Origin of the sequence: Nonomuraea aridisoli, from assembly GCF_003236395.1 — a bacterium.
GTDB lineage: Bacteria > Actinomycetota > Actinomycetes > Streptosporangiales > Streptosporangiaceae > Nonomuraea > Nonomuraea aridisoli.
Window position 1 is genome coordinate 1 of sequence record NZ_POUD01000223.1, and the last position, 15,422, is coordinate 15,422.

Here is a 15,422-nt window from a genome sequence, read left to right on the forward strand (position 1 = left end):
GTCTCCTCCTCGATGGCACTCGTGCGGTCGGGCGCGTGGGCGTGATCGTCTCCGACACGTTCGGGCGGCCGTGGCGCAACGGCCTGACCGACGTGGCCATCGGCGCGGCCGGGGTGCGCCCGCTCGACGACTTCCGCGGCACGTCCGACACGTACGGCAACCCGCTGAGCGCCACGGTGACGGCGCTGGCCGACGAGATCGCCAGCGCGGCCGAGCTGGTCAAGGGCAAGCTCTCCGGGGTGCCGGTGGCGATCGTGCGCGGCCTCGCCCACCTGGTGACCGACGACGACGGGCCCGGGGTCAGGCCGCTGGTGCGTCCGGCCGACGAAGACCTGTTCCGCTACGGCTCCCGTGACGTCGTCTTCGCCCGCCGTACGATCAGGGAGTTCTCCGACCGGCCGGTCGACCCGCAGGCGGTGCGCCGGGCGGTGGCGGCCGGCATCGCGGCGCCCGCGCCGCACCACACGACGCCGTGGCGGTTCGTGCTGCTGGAGTCGGCCTCGACCCGCACGAAGCTGCTCGACGCGATGCGCGAGGCGTGGATCGCCGACCTGCGCGGCGACGGGTTCTCCGAGGAGTCGATCGCCAAGCGGGTCAGGCGCGGCGACGTGCTGCGCAACGCCCCCTACCTGGTCGTGCCGTGCCTGGTCATGGAGGGCTCCCACACCTACCGCGACGACCGGCGCAACGCCTCGGAGCGGGAGATGTTCGTGGTGGCGACGGGTGCGGGCGTCGAGAACTTCCTCGTCCAGCTCGCCGTCGAGGGGCTCGGGTCGGCGTGGGTGTCGTCCACGATGTTCTGCCGCCCGGTCGTCCGCGAGGTGCTCGACCTGCCCGAGACGTGGGACCCGATGGGCTGCGTGGCCGTGGGGCACGCCGCCGCGCCGCCGCGCGATCGGGCGCCGCGCGACGCGGCCGACTTCATCGTCACGCGCTGACGCGCAGTCAGGCGGCCATTTACCGTTAGGAAACTTTCCTTTACATTTGGGGCATCCCCCCATGTGAAGGAGCCGCTTCAATGAGAAGGACTCTGACGTTGGGCGCCGTGGCGGCGATCGCGTTCGCCACCACGGTGTTCAACACCACCCCGGCGTTCGCCCACGGCTACGTCAACGCGCCCGCGAGCCGGCAGGCCAACTGCGCGGCGGGCAAGGTGCCCGACTGCGGCAACATCGTCTACGAGCCGCAGAGCGTCGAAGGGCCGAAGGGGCTGCGCAACTGCCACGCCAACATCCCGCAGTTCGCCCAGCTCAGCGACGAGAGCAAGCCGTGGCCGGCCGCGTCGGTGGGAAACCGGGTGACCTTCACCTGGACGTTCACCGCCCGGCACGCGACGCTCAACTACGAGTACTACATCGGCAACACGCGGGTGGCCGTCTTCAACGGCAACGGCCAGCAGCCGCCGCAGACCGTCTCCCACACGGTCGACCTCTCCGGCTACTCGGGCCGGCAGAAGGTGCTCGCGATCTGGAACATCTCCGACACCGCCAACGCCTTCTACTCCTGCATCGACCTGCAGATCGGCGGCGGCGGAAACCCGAACCCGACCGTCCCGTCGGGCACGTGGCGGGCCGGCACGGCGTACACGGCGGGCAGCACCGTCACCTACAACGGCGTGACCTACCGCTGCCTCCAGGCGCACACCGCCCTCGCCGGGTGGGAGCCGCCGAACGTCCCCGCGCTCTGGCAGCGCGCCTGACCTGACCCCGTGAGAGGGGTGTCCTCGGCGCAGGGCGCCCCTTTCACGCCTCGCAGGTCGGGTGGCACAGGCGGCGGGCGAGGGCGGCGAGGAAGACGTCGATGATCTCGTCGGGCTTCCCGGCCTCGTGCAGCGAGCCGTTCGTGGCCGACGTGATCTGCGACAGGGCGGCGCGGTCGACGTCCGAGCCGAACGCGATGACGATGATCTGGACGGGCCGCTCGGGGTCCCATTCGCGCCGCAACGTGTCGAGGAGCCGCGTCAGGCTCGTGCCGCGGCCGTCGTCGCGGCCCGCCGTGATGACGAGCAGCGTGTTGTTCATCTCCGGGCGGTAGTCGCCGGAGACCGCCCGGAAACCGCTGAGCACGGCGTCGTAGAGCGAGCTGTCCCGCTTGGCGTGGGCGCGCAGCGTCCCGAGCGTCTCCTCGACGAGGGCCCGGCGCTCCGGCTCGGCGACCGGGCCGGGGGCGACGTGCTGCCGGTGGTCCCTGATCCCGCCCGCCTTGTCGGCGAACTCCCACAGGCCCATGCGGGTGGAGTCGGGGAACAGCCGCAGGCCGATCCTGGCCGCGTCCAGCGCGACGCCCAGCGGCTTCGCCATGTGCCTGGAGGTGTCGACCAGCGCGAGGATGTTGGTCGGCGGGGCCAGGCGGCTCCATGCCCGCAGCGCCTCGTCGATGTCCTGCGGCGTCACCGAGGTCCTGGTCCTCGGCGGCTGGGCGGGGATCAGGGGGCCCGGCGAGAGCGGCCCCAGCCGGCCGTCGCCGGATCGGAACCCAGCCCGGCGGACGATCTCCTGGGCCTGCTGTCCGGTCAGCCAGTCGGCGAAGGCGGCCGACGCCTCGGCGACGCCGGGATCGGCGGCGGTGACGACGTACGGGTAGTCGAGGGTGATCGTGCCCTCGCGCGGGTGCAGAGGCACCACGGGGTCACCGGAGGGCCGCAGGTTGTGCTGCCACACCGACTGCTCGGGCACGATGACGACCGGCCGCCGCCAGAACGTGTGGTCGTCCACCGCGGCCAGCATGCTGCGGTAGTCGGGCGCCGACCCGGCCTGCGCCCAGCGGACGAACGCGGTCAGCGCCTTGTCGGCGTCAGGCCCGGCGCCGACGACGTCACGGGCGGCGGCCACGGTCGCGATGCCCGCCCCGGCCAGCGACGGGTCCGGCACACGGACGACGTCGGGCTCGTCCTCGGTGGGCGTCAGCCGCCCCCGTACGGTCGAGGGGAAGACCATCCGCCAGTTCATCTCGGTCCCGCCCACGGAGAAGCGCCTGGCCAGCGACGAGCGGGTGGCGAAGACCAGCGGCGAGGTGGCCACCACGCTCTCCTGCGCCGGCAGCGCGCTCGCGCCCCGCTGCCGGGCCAGCCGGATCCAGGCCGAGGAGTCGGTGATCCACCCGTCGGGCCGCTCGCTCAGCACGCCCGCCCGCTCGCCGATCAGCGTGCGTAACACCGTGGCGGGCGGCTGCTCGGTCACCTGGACGAGCACGCACCGGCCGCCCACGGCGGTGTCCGTCTCGTTGAACCGGTCCGCCGCCTCCATGACCGCGGGCGCCACGTCGACGGCGGCGGCCACGTCCACCAGCACGGGCTCCCGCGTGCCGCAGAGCACCGCGCCGCCGCCGACGAACACGACGGCGCCGGCCGCGACGATCGCCACGGACGCGAGGCCCGCCAGCATGCCGCGCCCCAGCGCCTTCCTGCGCCGCCGCTCAGGGGACGGCGCGGCACGGTGCCGACCGAACCGCAAGAGCGAACCTCCCCAATGCCTCTCATACCGGACGCAAGCCCGGCGAGCACCCAGGTTACGGCCGAGCCAGCGGCAGCACTCGCCTGACGCTCTGACAGACGCCGTCGCTGGCGGCCGAGGCGCGCAGCCGCTCCTCGCTCGGGACGCCGTACTCGGTGGTGCGCTGGCGGACCGGCCTGCCGGTGACCTCGACCATCGCGCGCAGCTCGCTGATGGTCTTGTACGAGCCGTTCTCCGAGCCGGCCATCCGGCTGATGGTCTCCTCCATCAGCGTGCCGCCGAGGTCGTTCACGCCGCCCTGGAGCACCTGGCGGCACAGGTCGTCCTGGAGCTTGACCCACGAGCACTGGATGTTCTTGATCGCGCCGTGCAGCAGGATCCTGGACAGGGCGTGCACCGCGCGGTTCTCCTGCGCCGTCGGGCCCGGCCGGGCCACACCCGCCAGGTAGATCGGCGCGCTGGTGTGCACGAAAGGCAGCAGCACGAACTCCGAGAAGCCGCCGGTCTGCTCCTGCAGCCGCCTGATGAGCTTGATGTGCCGGACCCAGTGCAGATGGTTGTCCACGTGGCCGTACATCATCGTGGACGTCGTCGGGATGCCGACCTCGTGGGCCGTGGTGATGACCTCGATCCACTCCTTGGCCGGCAGCTTGCCCTTGGTGAGCACCCACCGCACGTCGTCGTCCAGGATCTCGGCCGCGGTGCCGGGCAGCGAGTCGACGCCGGCCTCCTTGGCCGCCTCCAGCCAGTCGCGGACCGACAGGTTCGTCCTGGAGGCGCCGTTGATGACCTCCATCGGGGAGAACGCGTGCACGTGCATGCCGGGCGTCCGCTCCTTGACGGCCCTGGCGATGTCGAAGTACGCCGTGCCGGGCAGGTCGGGGTGGATGCCGCCCTGCATGCACACCTCGGTGGCGCCCGCCGCCCACGCCTCCTCGGCGCGGTCGGCCACCTGGTCCAGGCTCAGCGTGTACGCGTCGGCGTCCGTCCTGCGCTGGGCGAACGCGCAGAAGCGGCAGCCGGTGTAGCAGACGTTGGTGAAGTTGATGTTCCGGTTGACGACGTACGTCACGTCGTCGCCGACCGCCTCCTTGCGCAGCGCGTCGGCGATGGCGGCCAGCTGGTCCAGCGCCTCGCCCTCGGCCCCGAGCAGGGCGACGGCCTCGGCGTCGGTCAGGCCCGCCGGGTCGGCCTCGGCCCGCCTGAGCGCCTGGCGCACGTCGCTCGGGGTGGCGGCGGCCACCGCGCCGAGGCGTTCGCGCAGCGCGTCCCAGTCGCCGTAGACGTGGTCGAAGTCGTCACGGCGGTCGTTCGTGCGGCCCACGGTGTCGACCTCGACGTTCAGGTCCACGCGGCCGGAGGCGGTGAAGCCGCCGTCGGGCTCCTGCCAGGGGCGGCCCTCCAGGACGGCGTCCTCGCGGGCCAGGCCGGTGCGCGGGTCGGCCAGGGCGGTGACGTGGGCGAGCAGGCGGGGGTCGAGCCAGGGCTCGCCGGCCAGCACATATTCCGGATAGATCGTCAAACGCTCGCGGAGCTGGAACCCCGACTCGCTCGTCCGCGCCGCCAGATCGTCGATCTGCGGCCAGGGCCGTTCGGGGTTGACGTGGTCGGGGGTCAGCGGCGAGACCCCGCCCCAGTCGTCGATGCCGGCCCGGATCATCAGCGCGTACTCGGAGTCGACCAGGTTCGGCGGGGCCTGGATGCGCATGCGCGGGCCGAGCAGCAGGCGGGCGACCGCGATGGTGGCGGCCAGCTCCTGCAGGTCGGCGTCCGGCAGGCCGCGCATGGCCGTGTCGGGCTTGGCGCGGAAGTTCTGGACGATGACCTCCTGGATGCCGCCGTACTCGCGGGCCACCCGCCGGATGGCGAAGAGCGACTCGGCGCGGTCCTGCACCGTCTCACCGATGCCGATGAGGATGCCCGTGGTGAACGGCACGTTCGTGCGCCCGGCGTCCTCCAGCACGCGCAGCCGCACGGCCGGGTCCTTGTCCGGCGAGCCGTAGTGGGGCTGCCCCTTCTCCTCGAACAACCGCCGCGACGTCGTCTCCAGCATCATCCCCATGGACGGCGCCACCGGCTTGAGCCGCTGGAAGTCACGCCAGCCCAGCACCCCCGGGTTGAGGTGCGGCAGCAGCCCGGTCTCCTCCAGCACCCTGATCGCCATGGCCCGCACGTACGACAGCGTGTCGTCGTAGCCGTGGGCGTCGAGCCACTCCCTGGCCTGGTGCCAGCGGTCCTCGGGCCGGTCGCCCAGCGTGAACAACGCCTCCTTGCACCCCATCGCCGCCCCCTGCCGGGCGATCTCCAGCACCTCGTCGGGGCTCAGGAACTCCGCCGGCAGCTTGTGCGGCGCGGTCGCGAAGGTGCAGTAACCACAACGGTCCCGGCAGAGCCGGGTCAACGGGATGAACACCTTCCTGCTGTAGGTGATGATCCCTTCGCGCCCGGCGGCGTTCAGACCGGCGTCGCGCACGCGGGAGGCGTGGTCGAGAAGCGTGTCGAGGTGCTCGCCGCGCGCCCCCAGAAGCACGGTGGCCTCGGTGACGTCGAGGGTCTTGCCGTCCCTGGCACGGGCGAGCGCGCGGCGGAGCGCGGAGTCAGAACTCATGAACGCACACTACAAAGGGCTGAGTTCGCGGCACGCACCCAGTCCCCGCGCCTCAGAAGGCCCGGTAGTCGCGGGCGGGCATGCGTGGGCCGCGCGCGGGCGGCCGCCGGCCGCTCAGCCAGACCAGGACCGTCGCCCGGTGCCGATGCCCCGCGTACGGCTCCAGCAGCCGCAGCATGCCGTCGTCGTCGGTCTTCTCCCCCGTCAGCGCGTAACCCACGAGCTTGGCCAGGTGGAAGTCGCCCACGCTCACGGCGTCGGCGTCGCCGAAGACGCGCTGGCGCACCTCGGCCGAGGTCCACACGCCGATCCCGGGCAGCGCGCGCAGCAGCCGGTCGAGCTCCTCGGTGGTGGCGGCGGCCTCCAGCTTGGCGGCGTGCCAGGCGGCGGTCGCGATCGTCCGCGCGCGTACGGCCTCCGCCCCGGCGCGGTGCCAGTGCCAGGTGGGGATCTGCCGCCACACGGCGGGCTCGGGCACGACCCGCATGCCCGCGGGCGCGGGACCGGGGGCGGGCTCGCCGTAGCGGGTGAGCAGCCAGCGCCAGGCCCGCCACGCCTCCCGGCCGACGACCTTCTGCTCCAGCACGGCGGGCACGAGCGCCTCCATGACCCGGCCGGTACGCCCGATCCGCAGGCCGGGATGGCGCCGCGCGGCCTCGGCGAGCACGTCGTGCCTGAGGCTGAACCCCGACGGGTCGTCGTCGGCGCCCAGCAGCGCCGGCAGCGTCTCCAGAGCCCATTCGGCCCCCGGCCCCCACGCCTGCCCGCGCACGGCGCCGCCGGCGACGCTCACGCGGAGGGTGCCGGGCCCGTCAGGGGTGCGGCAGGTGCGCCACACGGCGCCGTCGGCGCCCAGGCGCCAGGTGGGGTCACCGCTGCCGCGCCTGTGGGGCTGCAGGGCCAGGCCCACGTCGAGCGGCCCGTCCGGGACCCACCTGCGCTCCATCACCCGTCAAGTGTGCCGCCTGCTCGGCACTGGAAGGAGTCAGACGTCGCTGGAGTAACGCAGCGCCCGCTCCGGCAGCTCGACCCCCGGCCAGATGCGTACGCCATTCTGGAGCTCGTTGCCCGGCCCCACGATCGCCCCGTCCCCGATCACCGCGTCGCGCACCACCGTGCCGGCGCAGACGCGCGCCCCCTGACCCACCACGGAGTCGATCACCGAGGCCCCCGCCTCGATCACGCAGTCGTCGCTCAGCACCGAGCCGACCACCGAGGCCCCCGCCTCGACGACGCAGCGGGCGCCCACCGCGGTGCCCCCCTGCACCTTGGCCTCCGGCGAGACGCGGGCGCCGTCGAGCGCCAGGTATTCGCCGGTCGGCCCGGGCAGCGCGGGCGAGGCCAGCCGGCCCAGCACCAGGTCGCGCGAGCCCCGCACGAACGCGGCCGGCGTGCCGACGTCGAGCCAGTAGGTGCGGGTGGCGTAGCCGAGGACGAGCTCGCCCGACTCGATCAGCCCGGGGAACGTCTCGCGCTCCACCGACACGACCTCGCCGCGCGGGATCGAGTCGATCACCGAGCGGGTGAAGACGTAGCAGCCGGCGTTGATGCGGTTGGTGACCGGGTTGGGGGTCTTCTCCAGGAACGCGGTCACCCGGCCGCTCTCGTCGGTCGGCACGCAGCCGAACCGCGTGGGATCGTCCACTTCTGTCAGATGGAGCGTTACAGCGGCCTCGCGCGCGCGGTGCAGGCTCACCTGCTCGCCGATGTCGTGACCGCTCAGGATGTCGCCGTTGAGGATCAGCACCGGGTCGTCGGGGCCGGACGTCAGGGCCTCGGCCGCGTTGCGGATCGCCCCGCCCGTGCCGAGCGGCGTCGTCTCCGTTATGTACTCGAGCGAGAGCCCGAACGCCGCCCCGTCGCCGAAGACCGGCTCGAACATCGACGCCTTGTACGACGTCGCGAACACGATCCGGCGCACGCCGAACGATCGCGCGCGGGCCAGCTGGTGGGCCAGGAACGGCACACCGGCGGTCGGCAGCAGCGGCTTGGGCGTGCCCAGTGTCAGCGGACGCAGGCGTGTGCCCTGCCCCCCCACCAGGAGGATCGCCTCGAGGCCTGGCAAAGAGCTCTCCATCACTCCGTGAGGTTACCGAACTATTCGATCGCGCGTTGATAGGAGCTGAGATGCGCCTCGGCCGAGGCGGCCCACGTGAACTCGCGGGCCCTGGCGAGGCCCGCCGTCCGCAGCTGCTCCCTGCGTCCGGGCGAGGCCAGGAGCTGCCCGAGCGCCGCGGCGATGCTGTCGGCGTCGGGCTCGGTGTAGGCGACGGCGTCGCCGCCGACCTCGGGTAGCGAGGTGCGGTGGGTGGTGAGCACCGGCGCGCCGCACGCCATGGCCTCCAGCACCGGCAGCCCGAACCCCTCGCCGCGTGAGGGGAAGGCCACGACGAGCGCCCCGCCGAGGAACCCGGGCAGGTCGGAGGCCCCCAGATAGCCGGGCCGCACCACCTTGACCGTCGCCTCGACCTCGCGGCAGGCGGCGTCGACGTCGTACTGGTGCACGCCGCCGCCGATCACCAGCGCGGGCGGGTTCTCCAGCGTCTTGACCGCGGCGGCGAAGCCGCGGATGAGGTTCGGAACGTTCTTACGCGGGTCGAGCGCGCCGAGGAAGGCCACGTACGGCCGGCCGTGCAGCCCGCAGCGCGTCGAGGCCCGGCGGACCTCCTCCTCGCTCGGCGGGTGGAACTGCGCCAGGTCGACGCCGTGGTAGGCGACGTCGATGCGGGTGGGGTCGGCGGCCAGCACCCGGACGAGCTCGTCGCGCGTGGCTTTCGACGGCACGATGACCCGCCGGGCGTGTCGCACGGCCGTCCGGGTGGCCGAGCGGAAGAACGACGCCCGGGGGCTGCGCTGGTCGGGCTCGGTGAACCAGGTGACGTCGTGCACCGTCACCACGGTCGGCAGGCCGGAGCCGAGCGGGATGGAGTAGTAGGGGGCGTGGATCACGCCGGCACCGGCCCGCCGGGCGAGCAGCGGCAGCCCCGTCTGCTCCCAGGCGAGCCTGGCGGCCCTGTTGGTGAGGGAGACCGGGCCTGGGATGACCTCGGCCGAGGGCGCGAGCCGCCGGTAGAGATCGGCCTCCGCGCGCTGGCAGACCACCGCCAGGTCGGCTCCGGCCCTGTGGAGCCCGGCCACGAGTCCGTGCACATATCGTGTCAAGGCGCCGCGGTCGGCGGGGACCGCCGCCGCGTCGACGAGCACTCGAGGCATACGAAGATCTCTCCCCTCAAGATCAACGCGGGACCGGACGTCCCCCTCTGAAGTTCACCTTATGACCAGCCTCCCCTAAAACGTGCGCCAAATCACACTGAGTCGCGACGTGCTGCGATTCCGGCCAATCCTGCGCAGATCAGATCCCCCACGATGATGACGATGCGGGACGAAAGGGCCACCGCGATCGCGGCTCCCTGGTCGAGCTGAGGTGCCAGCACGGCCACCATGGCGACCTCCCGCACGCCCGCCCCCGCCGGGACGACGAACGTCAGGATGCCGAGGCACCACGACAGCGCGAACGCGCCGACGGCGAACAGCAGCCCGCCCTGGGGGGCGACGAAGTACAGGTGCACGCCGTACGCGGCCCAGCCGGCCAGCGCCCAGCCGAGCGCGGTGAGCATGCCGCGCCGGGTGAGGGGGCGTTCGAGCGGCTCGCGCCCGAGCCGGCGCAGGGCCTGGCCGATGACCGCGTTGATCACCCGGGGCTCCAGCAGGACCAGCAGCAGCGGGATGAACAGCAGCAGCCAGCCGTACCGGTCCCAGCCGAGGGTGACGAGGGTGACCAGCAGGCCGGTGGCCAGCTGGATGGGCATCATCAGGAAGAACGCCGCCGCGCTGCGCGAACGCGGCACGCCGAGGTCGCGGCCCATCTCCATCTGGGCGAGGACCGGCCAGACCGCGCCGGGGATGTACTTGCCGAGCTGGCCGACGAAGAAGACCTTGGCGGCGGGGCGCGGCGGGAGCGGGGAGCCGAGGTCGGCCAGCAGGGTGCGCCAGGTGAGCATGGCGCCGAGCAGCGCGGCGACCACGACGGCGAGCGACCCGGCCAGTGCGGGCCAGGACAGCCGGGCGAACCCGGCCGCCACGGCGTCCCACTCCCTGGCCACCGCCCATCCGCCGAAGCCGAGCGCGGCCACCAGGAACCCGCTCCGCAGAACCCTGCGCACGCCCTTCCGCCGCCCGACCGCCGAAGCCCCCGCGGAGTCGCCGGCCGGCTCACTCCCAGGACGGCCACGCTCCCCCGCCGAACCACTCATGGGACCGCCCGCCAGATCACCCGCCGAGCTGCTCGAAGGACCGCCCGGCGTGTCGCTCACAGGACTCGCGGGACCGCCCGGCGTGTCGTCCGCGGGGGCGCTGGGCTGGTCGCCGGTGCTCTGGTGAGGGCCCGCCTTGCCGGAGGGGCCGGTGCTCACAGCGGGCGCACCCGTTCAGGCGGCTGCGGCAGCGCCGCGCCCACCGGCCGCCGCGGCGTCTTCGTCGCCACCCACAGGTACGTCGGCACGAGGGGCAGCAGCAGCCGCAGCACGCCGCGCGGCACCCGCCCCAGCACGGCCTTCACCACCTTGCCCACCACCCCGGGGAACAGCTCTCCCCCGGCGAACCTCGTCGGCGTGGCCAGCACGGGGAACGTGTAGTCCCACACGTGGAAGGCCCGCAACATCTTCCGCAACCCGCGCCGCGTACGGAACCGCTCGTAGTAGTGGTCGGCCCGCCCGAAGGCCCGCACGTAGCGGTCGGCGGGCCCGGGCGGCAGGTACGACAGGAACGGCAGCTTGTAGTGCGGCTCCATGATCCCGAGCCGGTTGCCGAGCCCCAGGTAGAGCACGCCGTCGTCGGCCAGCACCCGGTGCATCTCGGCCACCACCGCGTCGGGGTCGACCACGTGCTCGTAGATGTGGTTGAAGACCAGCACGTCGATCGAGCCGTCGGGGAACGGCAGCGCCGTGCCGTCGCCGCACACGAACGCCACCCGGTCGCCGAACCGGTCGGCGGCCCTGCGCAGCCCCGGCACGTCGATGTCGACGCCCAGCGTGCGCTTCGCCCCGGCCCGCGCCAGCTCGTCGGCGATGAACCCGGCCGAGCAGCCCACGTCGCCCACGGTCAGACCGTCCAGCGGGCCGCGGAAGTGTTCGAGCACCGCGATGATCTTCGCTGCCTTCCGCCTGCGCTTGTCCTCGTCGAGCATGGCGGACTGGAACTCGGAGTATTCGAGCTGCGCGACCCGTTGCTTCACCACGGCCCCCACCGTACCGACCCCGAAGGCGATCCGAGGTCCATCACCCTTCGGTAGCCTGACGCAATGCTGCGTCGGCTGCTGCGCGTCCTCCTCGCCCTGGTCGCCCTGGGGTTCCTCGGTTACGGCCTGGCGAGCACCTGGAACGAGACCACCGCGGCGGTGGGCGCGATGTCGCCGTGGGCGGTGCTCGGGGCGTTCGCCGCGGTGCTGCTCGGCCAGTTCTTCATGCTGGTCGCCTGGCGCGAGATCCTCGCCGGGCTCGGCACGCGGGTGCCGCTGCGGATCGCCGGGCGGATCATGTTCGTGGGGCAGCTCGGGAAGTACATCCCGGGCGCGGTGTGGGCGTACGCGGCCACGATGGACCTCGGCCGCGACCACGGCAGCCCGCCGCGCCGCACGTTCGCGACGATGTCGCTCGGCCTGGTGATCAGCCTCGGCGTGGCGATCTCGGTCGCCGCCGCCACCCTGGGGCGGCTGGAGGCGGTGCGCGAGGCGTGGTATCTCGTGCTGCTCGTCCCCGCGATCATCATCTGCCTGCACCCCAAGGTGCTCACCTGGGGGCTCAACCTGGCGCTGCGCGTGGCCCGCAAGGAGCCGCTGGAGAGCGTGCTGCCCGGCCGCACGGTCGTCGTCGCGGTCGCCTGGACGGCGCTCGGCTGGCTCGTCTACGGCGTGCACATCATGTTGCTCGCGGGCGATTCCGGTCTCTACGTCATCGGCACCGGCGCCTACGCCTTCGCCTGGGCCACCGGCATCCTCACGGTCGTGGTCCCGGCCGGGGTCGGCGTCAGGGAAGGCGCGCTGGTGCTCGTGCTCGGCCCGGTCATCGGCACGCCCGCCGCCCTGGCCGTGGCGATCGTGTCGCGCCTGGCGTTCACGCTGGCCGACGCGGCGGCCGCGGGCATCGCGTTCCTGCTCGGCCGTCGCGCCGACCGTCGCGTCGATCGTCAGGGCCCGAGCAGCGCCTCGGTGTACGCCGACCAGAACGGTTCCGGATCGACCGCCTTGACCCCCGACCGCAACCTCTCCGGCTCCCCGGAGGCGTAGAACCGCTCGATGGCCGCGCGCAGCGCGCCGACGTCGCCCGGCTCGACCAGCAGCCCGTCGACGCCGTCGGTGACGTGGTCGGCCAGCGCGCCCACGCGGGTGGCGATCACCGGCACGCCGTGCTCGTGGCCGAGCCAGACGTTCTGGCTGGCCGTGGCGTTGCGGTAGGGCAGCACGAGCGCGTCGGCCGCGGCGAACAACTTCGGCACCTCGTCGGCCGGCACGTAGCCGGGCCGCAGCTCCACCCGGTCACCGAGACCGAGCTCGTCGATCAGCGCCTCGGTCTCGTCGAGCCCGCCCCAGAACTCGCCCGCGACCGTCAGCGAGACCCCCTCGGGCAACGCCCGCAACAGCAGGTCGAGCCCCTTGTACGGCCGCACGATGCCGAAGAACAGCAGCCGCCGGCGCACCGCGTGAGCGGGCCTGTCAACCGAGGTCGAGGGCAGGTGCGGCGGCAGCGCGGCCACGCCGACCGGCCCACGGGTGAGCCCGCGGGCCAGTCCCGCCTGCTGCTCGGAGTGGGTCAGCACGCCGTCGACCCGCTTGAGCAGCGCCTTCATCAGCGGCTCGTCGTACGGCTTGCGCTCGTGCGGCAGCACGTTGTGGCAGAGCGCGACCGTCCGGGCCAGGCGGCGCAGGCCGTACAGGATGCCGAGGTACGCGGGGACCTGCACGGGGCTCAGGACGGCGAGCACCACCAGGTCGGCCGCGCGCATCCGCCGCCCGGCCGCCACCCACCCGTCGGGCCGCCGCCAGTCGAGCCGGCGCACGGTCTTCGGGTACGGCGTGCCCTCGGGCGCGGAGATCGTCTGCTGCCCCGGGTAGAGGAACGACGGGTACTGCGCCCGCCACGACTCGATGACCACGTCGTGGCCCTGAGCGGCGAGCCGGTGGGCCAGCTCGGTGGTGTGCTGCGCCCCGCCCCCCTTGTACGGGTAGGTCGGGCCGACGATCGCGACGCGCATCGATCAGTCGCCCCGCGAGCGCACGATCAGGTCGGCGAGCAACGCTACCGACCCGATGAGCAGCCCGGACAGGAAGATCATGACGGTGTTGGCGGGGAAGTAGAACGGCGTCCTGACCATGTCGTAGACGCCCTTGGCGAGCCCGATCCCGACCAGCCAGAGCGCGGGGGGCATGAGCACCTTGAGCGGGTTGAAGTACATGATCATCCGCAGCACCTGCAGGATGTAGCGGTAGGCGTCGGAGATGAAGCTGAACTTCGACTTGCCGGCCCGCTTGGCGTAACCGATCGGCAGGTAGTAGACGTCGTGCTGGTTCATCAGGAACGACAGCGTGATCGTCGTGACGCAGGAGAACCCGGGGGGCAGCAGCCGCAGATAGGGGCGGGCCACCTGCTTGCGGAACGCGCGCAGCCCGGAGTTGAGGTCGGGGATCTTCTGCCCGGCCAGCATCTCGGCGATCTTCCTGATCACCCACTTGGCCGGCACCCGCAGCAGCTTGTGGGAGCCCTCCTCGCTCGTGCGCGCCCCGACGACCTGGTCGATCGACTGGTCCTTGTCGAGGAGCTGCACCAGCTCGGGGATGCGCTCGTTGGGATAGGACATGTCGGCGTCGGTCCAGACGACGATCTCGCCCCTGGCCTCCTGCGTGCCGATCCGGCGCACGGTGCCGGAGCCGCCGTTGCGGTGGAAGGCGCGGATGCGCAGGCGGGGGTAGCGGGGTGCGGCCTCCTTGAGCCGGGCCAGGGTCTCGTCGGTCGAGCAGTCGTCGACGGCCACCAGCTCGTAGGTGTAGCCGCTCGAGTCCATCGCCTTCGTGATGCGCTCCACCTCGTCGATGACGTGGTCCTGCTCGTTGTAGCAGGGCAGGACGATCGTGACGTACGGCGCTTCTTCCACGTCGGGTCCACTCTTGGAGGTCTCAAGCGTGCTCACGGGGGTCGAGGGTACTCTGCCCGGCCGCGAACCGGGCTCACATCGACTCCTCGAGGCTACCCGCCGTGCTGCTCGACCGGGGCCATCCAGACGTTCATCCGCAGCGTCCAGGTGCCGTTCGGGGCCTCCACCAGGGAACGCTCGTCCTGGCGGGTGACCAGCGCCATGACCTGGGTCGCCCGTCCGTACGGCGCGACCTGCCCCTCCTCGGCGCCCAGCACGACCGGGACGCGGCCCGCCGCGCGCACGCGCTCCGCGAGGCGGCGCACCTGGTCCTCCGGCGCGGTGTCGGAGCCCGCGAGGCGCCTGACCTCCGCCGCGGGACGGCCGCAGATGCCGCGCACGACCTGGGTGAACCGGTCGCCGGTGACCCGCTCGACGAACAACACCGACGCGTCGCGCGGCAGCCGGTCGCACATCGCCCGGACCGCCGCCGTCTCGCCGCGCTCGATCGGCGTGAACGCGGTGCCGATCGACGTCACGGCCGGCGGCACGAGCACCAGCAGGACCGCCGCCGCCGTCCCCCATTTCCGCGTCCTCGGGCCGCGCCGCTGCAGCCGGTCGCGGAGCATCGCCACCCCCTGGACGGCCAGCAGCACCATCCCGGGGATCACGATGGGCACCAGGCGGCGGGCGGCCCACGGATGGTCGGGGGTGATCTCCGGGCGCACGAGCGTGGTCACGGTCGTCCAGCCGACGACCGCCAGCGGCAGCAGCCAGGCGAACGGCGTGCCGTCGCGCAGCAGCCTGCGCAGCAGCACGGCGGCGGCGATCGTCGCCAGCACGACGGCGGGCAGGCCGACGTACCAGACGACCCAGTGCAGGGAGTTCTCGAAGTAGAGGCGGTCGCCGTCGATGGGCAGGCCGTTCGCGCGCTGGATCTGCCGGATCATCTCGGCCGTGCGGACGTCGCCCGGGTTGTCCGCCACGCGGATCACGGTCTGGAACCACGGGCGGGCGTACAGGCCGGCCATGAGGACCACCACCAGGCCCGCGCCCGCCGCCGGAGCCCAGGCCGGCAGCCGGACCCGGGCCAGCCACGGCGCGGCGAGCGTGCCGACGAGGGTGAGCACGAGGACGCCGGCGCAGATGAACAACAACGGCCGGACCGACCCCGACAGGTACATCAGGTACGGCCGGGCCAGCTCGTAGGCCCCCACCAGCCCGAGCCCGGCCGTACC

General features: G+C 72.9%; 13 protein-coding genes and 1 pseudogene. 4 read left to right on the plus strand and 10 right to left on the minus strand.

What is annotated here, in order from left to right:
• On the plus strand, nt 1-938 hold a 938-nt coding region (locus C1J01_RS35980), incomplete at its 5' end, for a coenzyme F420-0:L-glutamate ligase (RefSeq protein ID WP_111183445.1).
• A gap of 80 nt (nt 939-1,018) precedes the next feature.
• A complete protein-coding gene (locus C1J01_RS35985) occupies nt 1,019-1,699 on the plus strand; it encodes a lytic polysaccharide monooxygenase (protein ID WP_111183435.1) in 681 nt (226 codons plus the stop codon).
• Nucleotides 1,700-1,742: 43 nt separating this feature from the next.
• Here C1J01_RS35985 and C1J01_RS35990 read toward each other — a convergent pair whose 3' ends face one another.
• From C1J01_RS35990 to C1J01_RS36015, 6 genes are all read right to left on the minus strand, one after another.
• Nucleotides 1,743-3,452 carry a substrate-binding and VWA domain-containing protein gene (locus C1J01_RS35990; protein WP_235854894.1) on the minus strand — a complete coding sequence of 570 codons (1,710 nt, stop codon included), beginning with the start codon at nt 3,450-3,452 and terminating at the stop codon, nt 1,743-1,745.
• A gap of 55 nt (nt 3,453-3,507) precedes the next feature.
• Nucleotides 3,508-6,060 carry a bifunctional FO biosynthesis protein CofGH gene (locus tag C1J01_RS35995; RefSeq protein WP_111183437.1) on the minus strand — a complete coding sequence of 851 codons (2,553 nt, stop codon included), beginning with the start codon at nt 6,058-6,060 and terminating at the stop codon, nt 3,508-3,510.
• A 52-nt stretch (nt 6,061-6,112) separates the two neighbouring features.
• Entirely contained in the window at nt 6,113-7,006 is an 894-nt protein-coding gene (locus tag C1J01_RS36000) for a DNA-3-methyladenine glycosylase family protein (RefSeq protein WP_111183438.1), read from the minus strand.
• Nucleotides 7,007-7,045: 39 nt separating this feature from the next.
• Nucleotides 7,046-8,125 (minus strand): mannose-1-phosphate guanylyltransferase, encoded by a 1,080-nt coding sequence (gene manB, locus C1J01_RS36005; RefSeq protein WP_235854895.1) that lies wholly within the window; start codon nt 8,123-8,125, stop codon nt 7,046-7,048.
• Between the two features lie 32 nt (nt 8,126-8,157).
• Nucleotides 8,158-9,273: a glycosyltransferase family 4 protein gene (locus tag C1J01_RS36010; protein WP_111183440.1), complete on the minus strand. Its 1,116-nt coding sequence runs from the start codon at nt 9,271-9,273 to the stop codon at nt 8,158-8,160.
• 92 nt (nt 9,274-9,365) lie between these two features.
• Nucleotides 9,366-10,223 carry a lysylphosphatidylglycerol synthase domain-containing protein gene (locus C1J01_RS36015; RefSeq protein ID WP_235854896.1) on the minus strand — a complete coding sequence of 286 codons (858 nt, stop codon included), beginning with the start codon at nt 10,221-10,223 and terminating at the stop codon, nt 9,366-9,368.
• A gap of 88 nt (nt 10,224-10,311) precedes the next feature.
• Between C1J01_RS36015 and C1J01_RS53255 the strand changes: the two genes are divergently transcribed.
• Entirely contained in the window at nt 10,312-10,440 is a 129-nt protein-coding gene (locus C1J01_RS53255) for a hypothetical protein (protein ID WP_268958770.1), read from the plus strand.
• A gap of 28 nt (nt 10,441-10,468) precedes the next feature.
• On the opposite strand, the gene C1J01_RS36020 is transcribed toward C1J01_RS53255, so the two are convergent.
• Nucleotides 10,469-11,296 (minus strand): class I SAM-dependent methyltransferase, encoded by an 828-nt coding sequence (locus C1J01_RS36020; RefSeq protein ID WP_111183446.1) that lies wholly within the window; start codon nt 11,294-11,296, stop codon nt 10,469-10,471.
• Between the two features lie 63 nt (nt 11,297-11,359).
• Between C1J01_RS36020 and C1J01_RS36025 the strand changes: the two genes are divergently transcribed.
• Nucleotides 11,360-12,343: a lysylphosphatidylglycerol synthase transmembrane domain-containing protein gene (locus C1J01_RS36025; protein ID WP_111183442.1), complete on the plus strand. Its 984-nt coding sequence runs from the start codon at nt 11,360-11,362 to the stop codon at nt 12,341-12,343.
• Here the strand turns inward: C1J01_RS36025 and C1J01_RS36030 are convergent.
• The 3 genes and pseudogenes from C1J01_RS36030 to C1J01_RS36040 all read right to left on the minus strand — a co-directional run.
• Entirely contained in the window at nt 12,244-13,308 is a 1,065-nt protein-coding gene (locus C1J01_RS36030) for a glycosyltransferase family 4 protein (RefSeq protein ID WP_111183443.1), read from the minus strand. The two genes, C1J01_RS36025 and C1J01_RS36030, sit on opposite strands and share 100 nt — an antisense overlap.
• A gap of 3 nt (nt 13,309-13,311) precedes the next feature.
• Nucleotides 13,312-14,241 (minus strand): glycosyltransferase family 2 protein, encoded by a 930-nt coding sequence (locus tag C1J01_RS36035; RefSeq protein ID WP_111183444.1) that lies wholly within the window; start codon nt 14,239-14,241, stop codon nt 13,312-13,314.
• Nucleotides 14,242-14,297: 56 nt separating this feature from the next.
• A pseudogene (locus C1J01_RS36040) lies at nt 14,298-15,422 on the minus strand (hypothetical protein); the annotation flags it as partial.

Coding starts and splice junctions, on each gene's coding strand:
- C1J01_RS36010 (WP_111183440.1), bottom strand. CDS start 9,273: ATGCCTCGAGTGCTCGTCGACGCGGCGGCGGTCCCCGCCGACCGCGGC.
- C1J01_RS53255 (WP_268958770.1), top strand. CDS start 10,312: ATGGGACCGCCCGCCAGATCACCCGCCGAGCTGCTCGAAGGACCGCCC.
- C1J01_RS36025 (WP_111183442.1), top strand. CDS start 11,360: ATGCTGCGTCGGCTGCTGCGCGTCCTCCTCGCCCTGGTCGCCCTGGGG.
- C1J01_RS35995 (WP_111183437.1), bottom strand. CDS start 6,060: ATGAGTTCTGACTCCGCGCTCCGCCGCGCGCTCGCCCGTGCCAGGGAC.
- C1J01_RS36000 (WP_111183438.1), bottom strand. CDS start 7,006: ATGGAGCGCAGGTGGGTCCCGGACGGGCCGCTCGACGTGGGCCTGGCC.
- C1J01_RS36030 (WP_111183443.1), bottom strand. CDS start 13,308: ATGCGCGTCGCGATCGTCGGCCCGACCTACCCGTACAAGGGGGGCGGG.
- C1J01_RS35985 (WP_111183435.1), top strand. CDS start 1,019: ATGAGAAGGACTCTGACGTTGGGCGCCGTGGCGGCGATCGCGTTCGCC.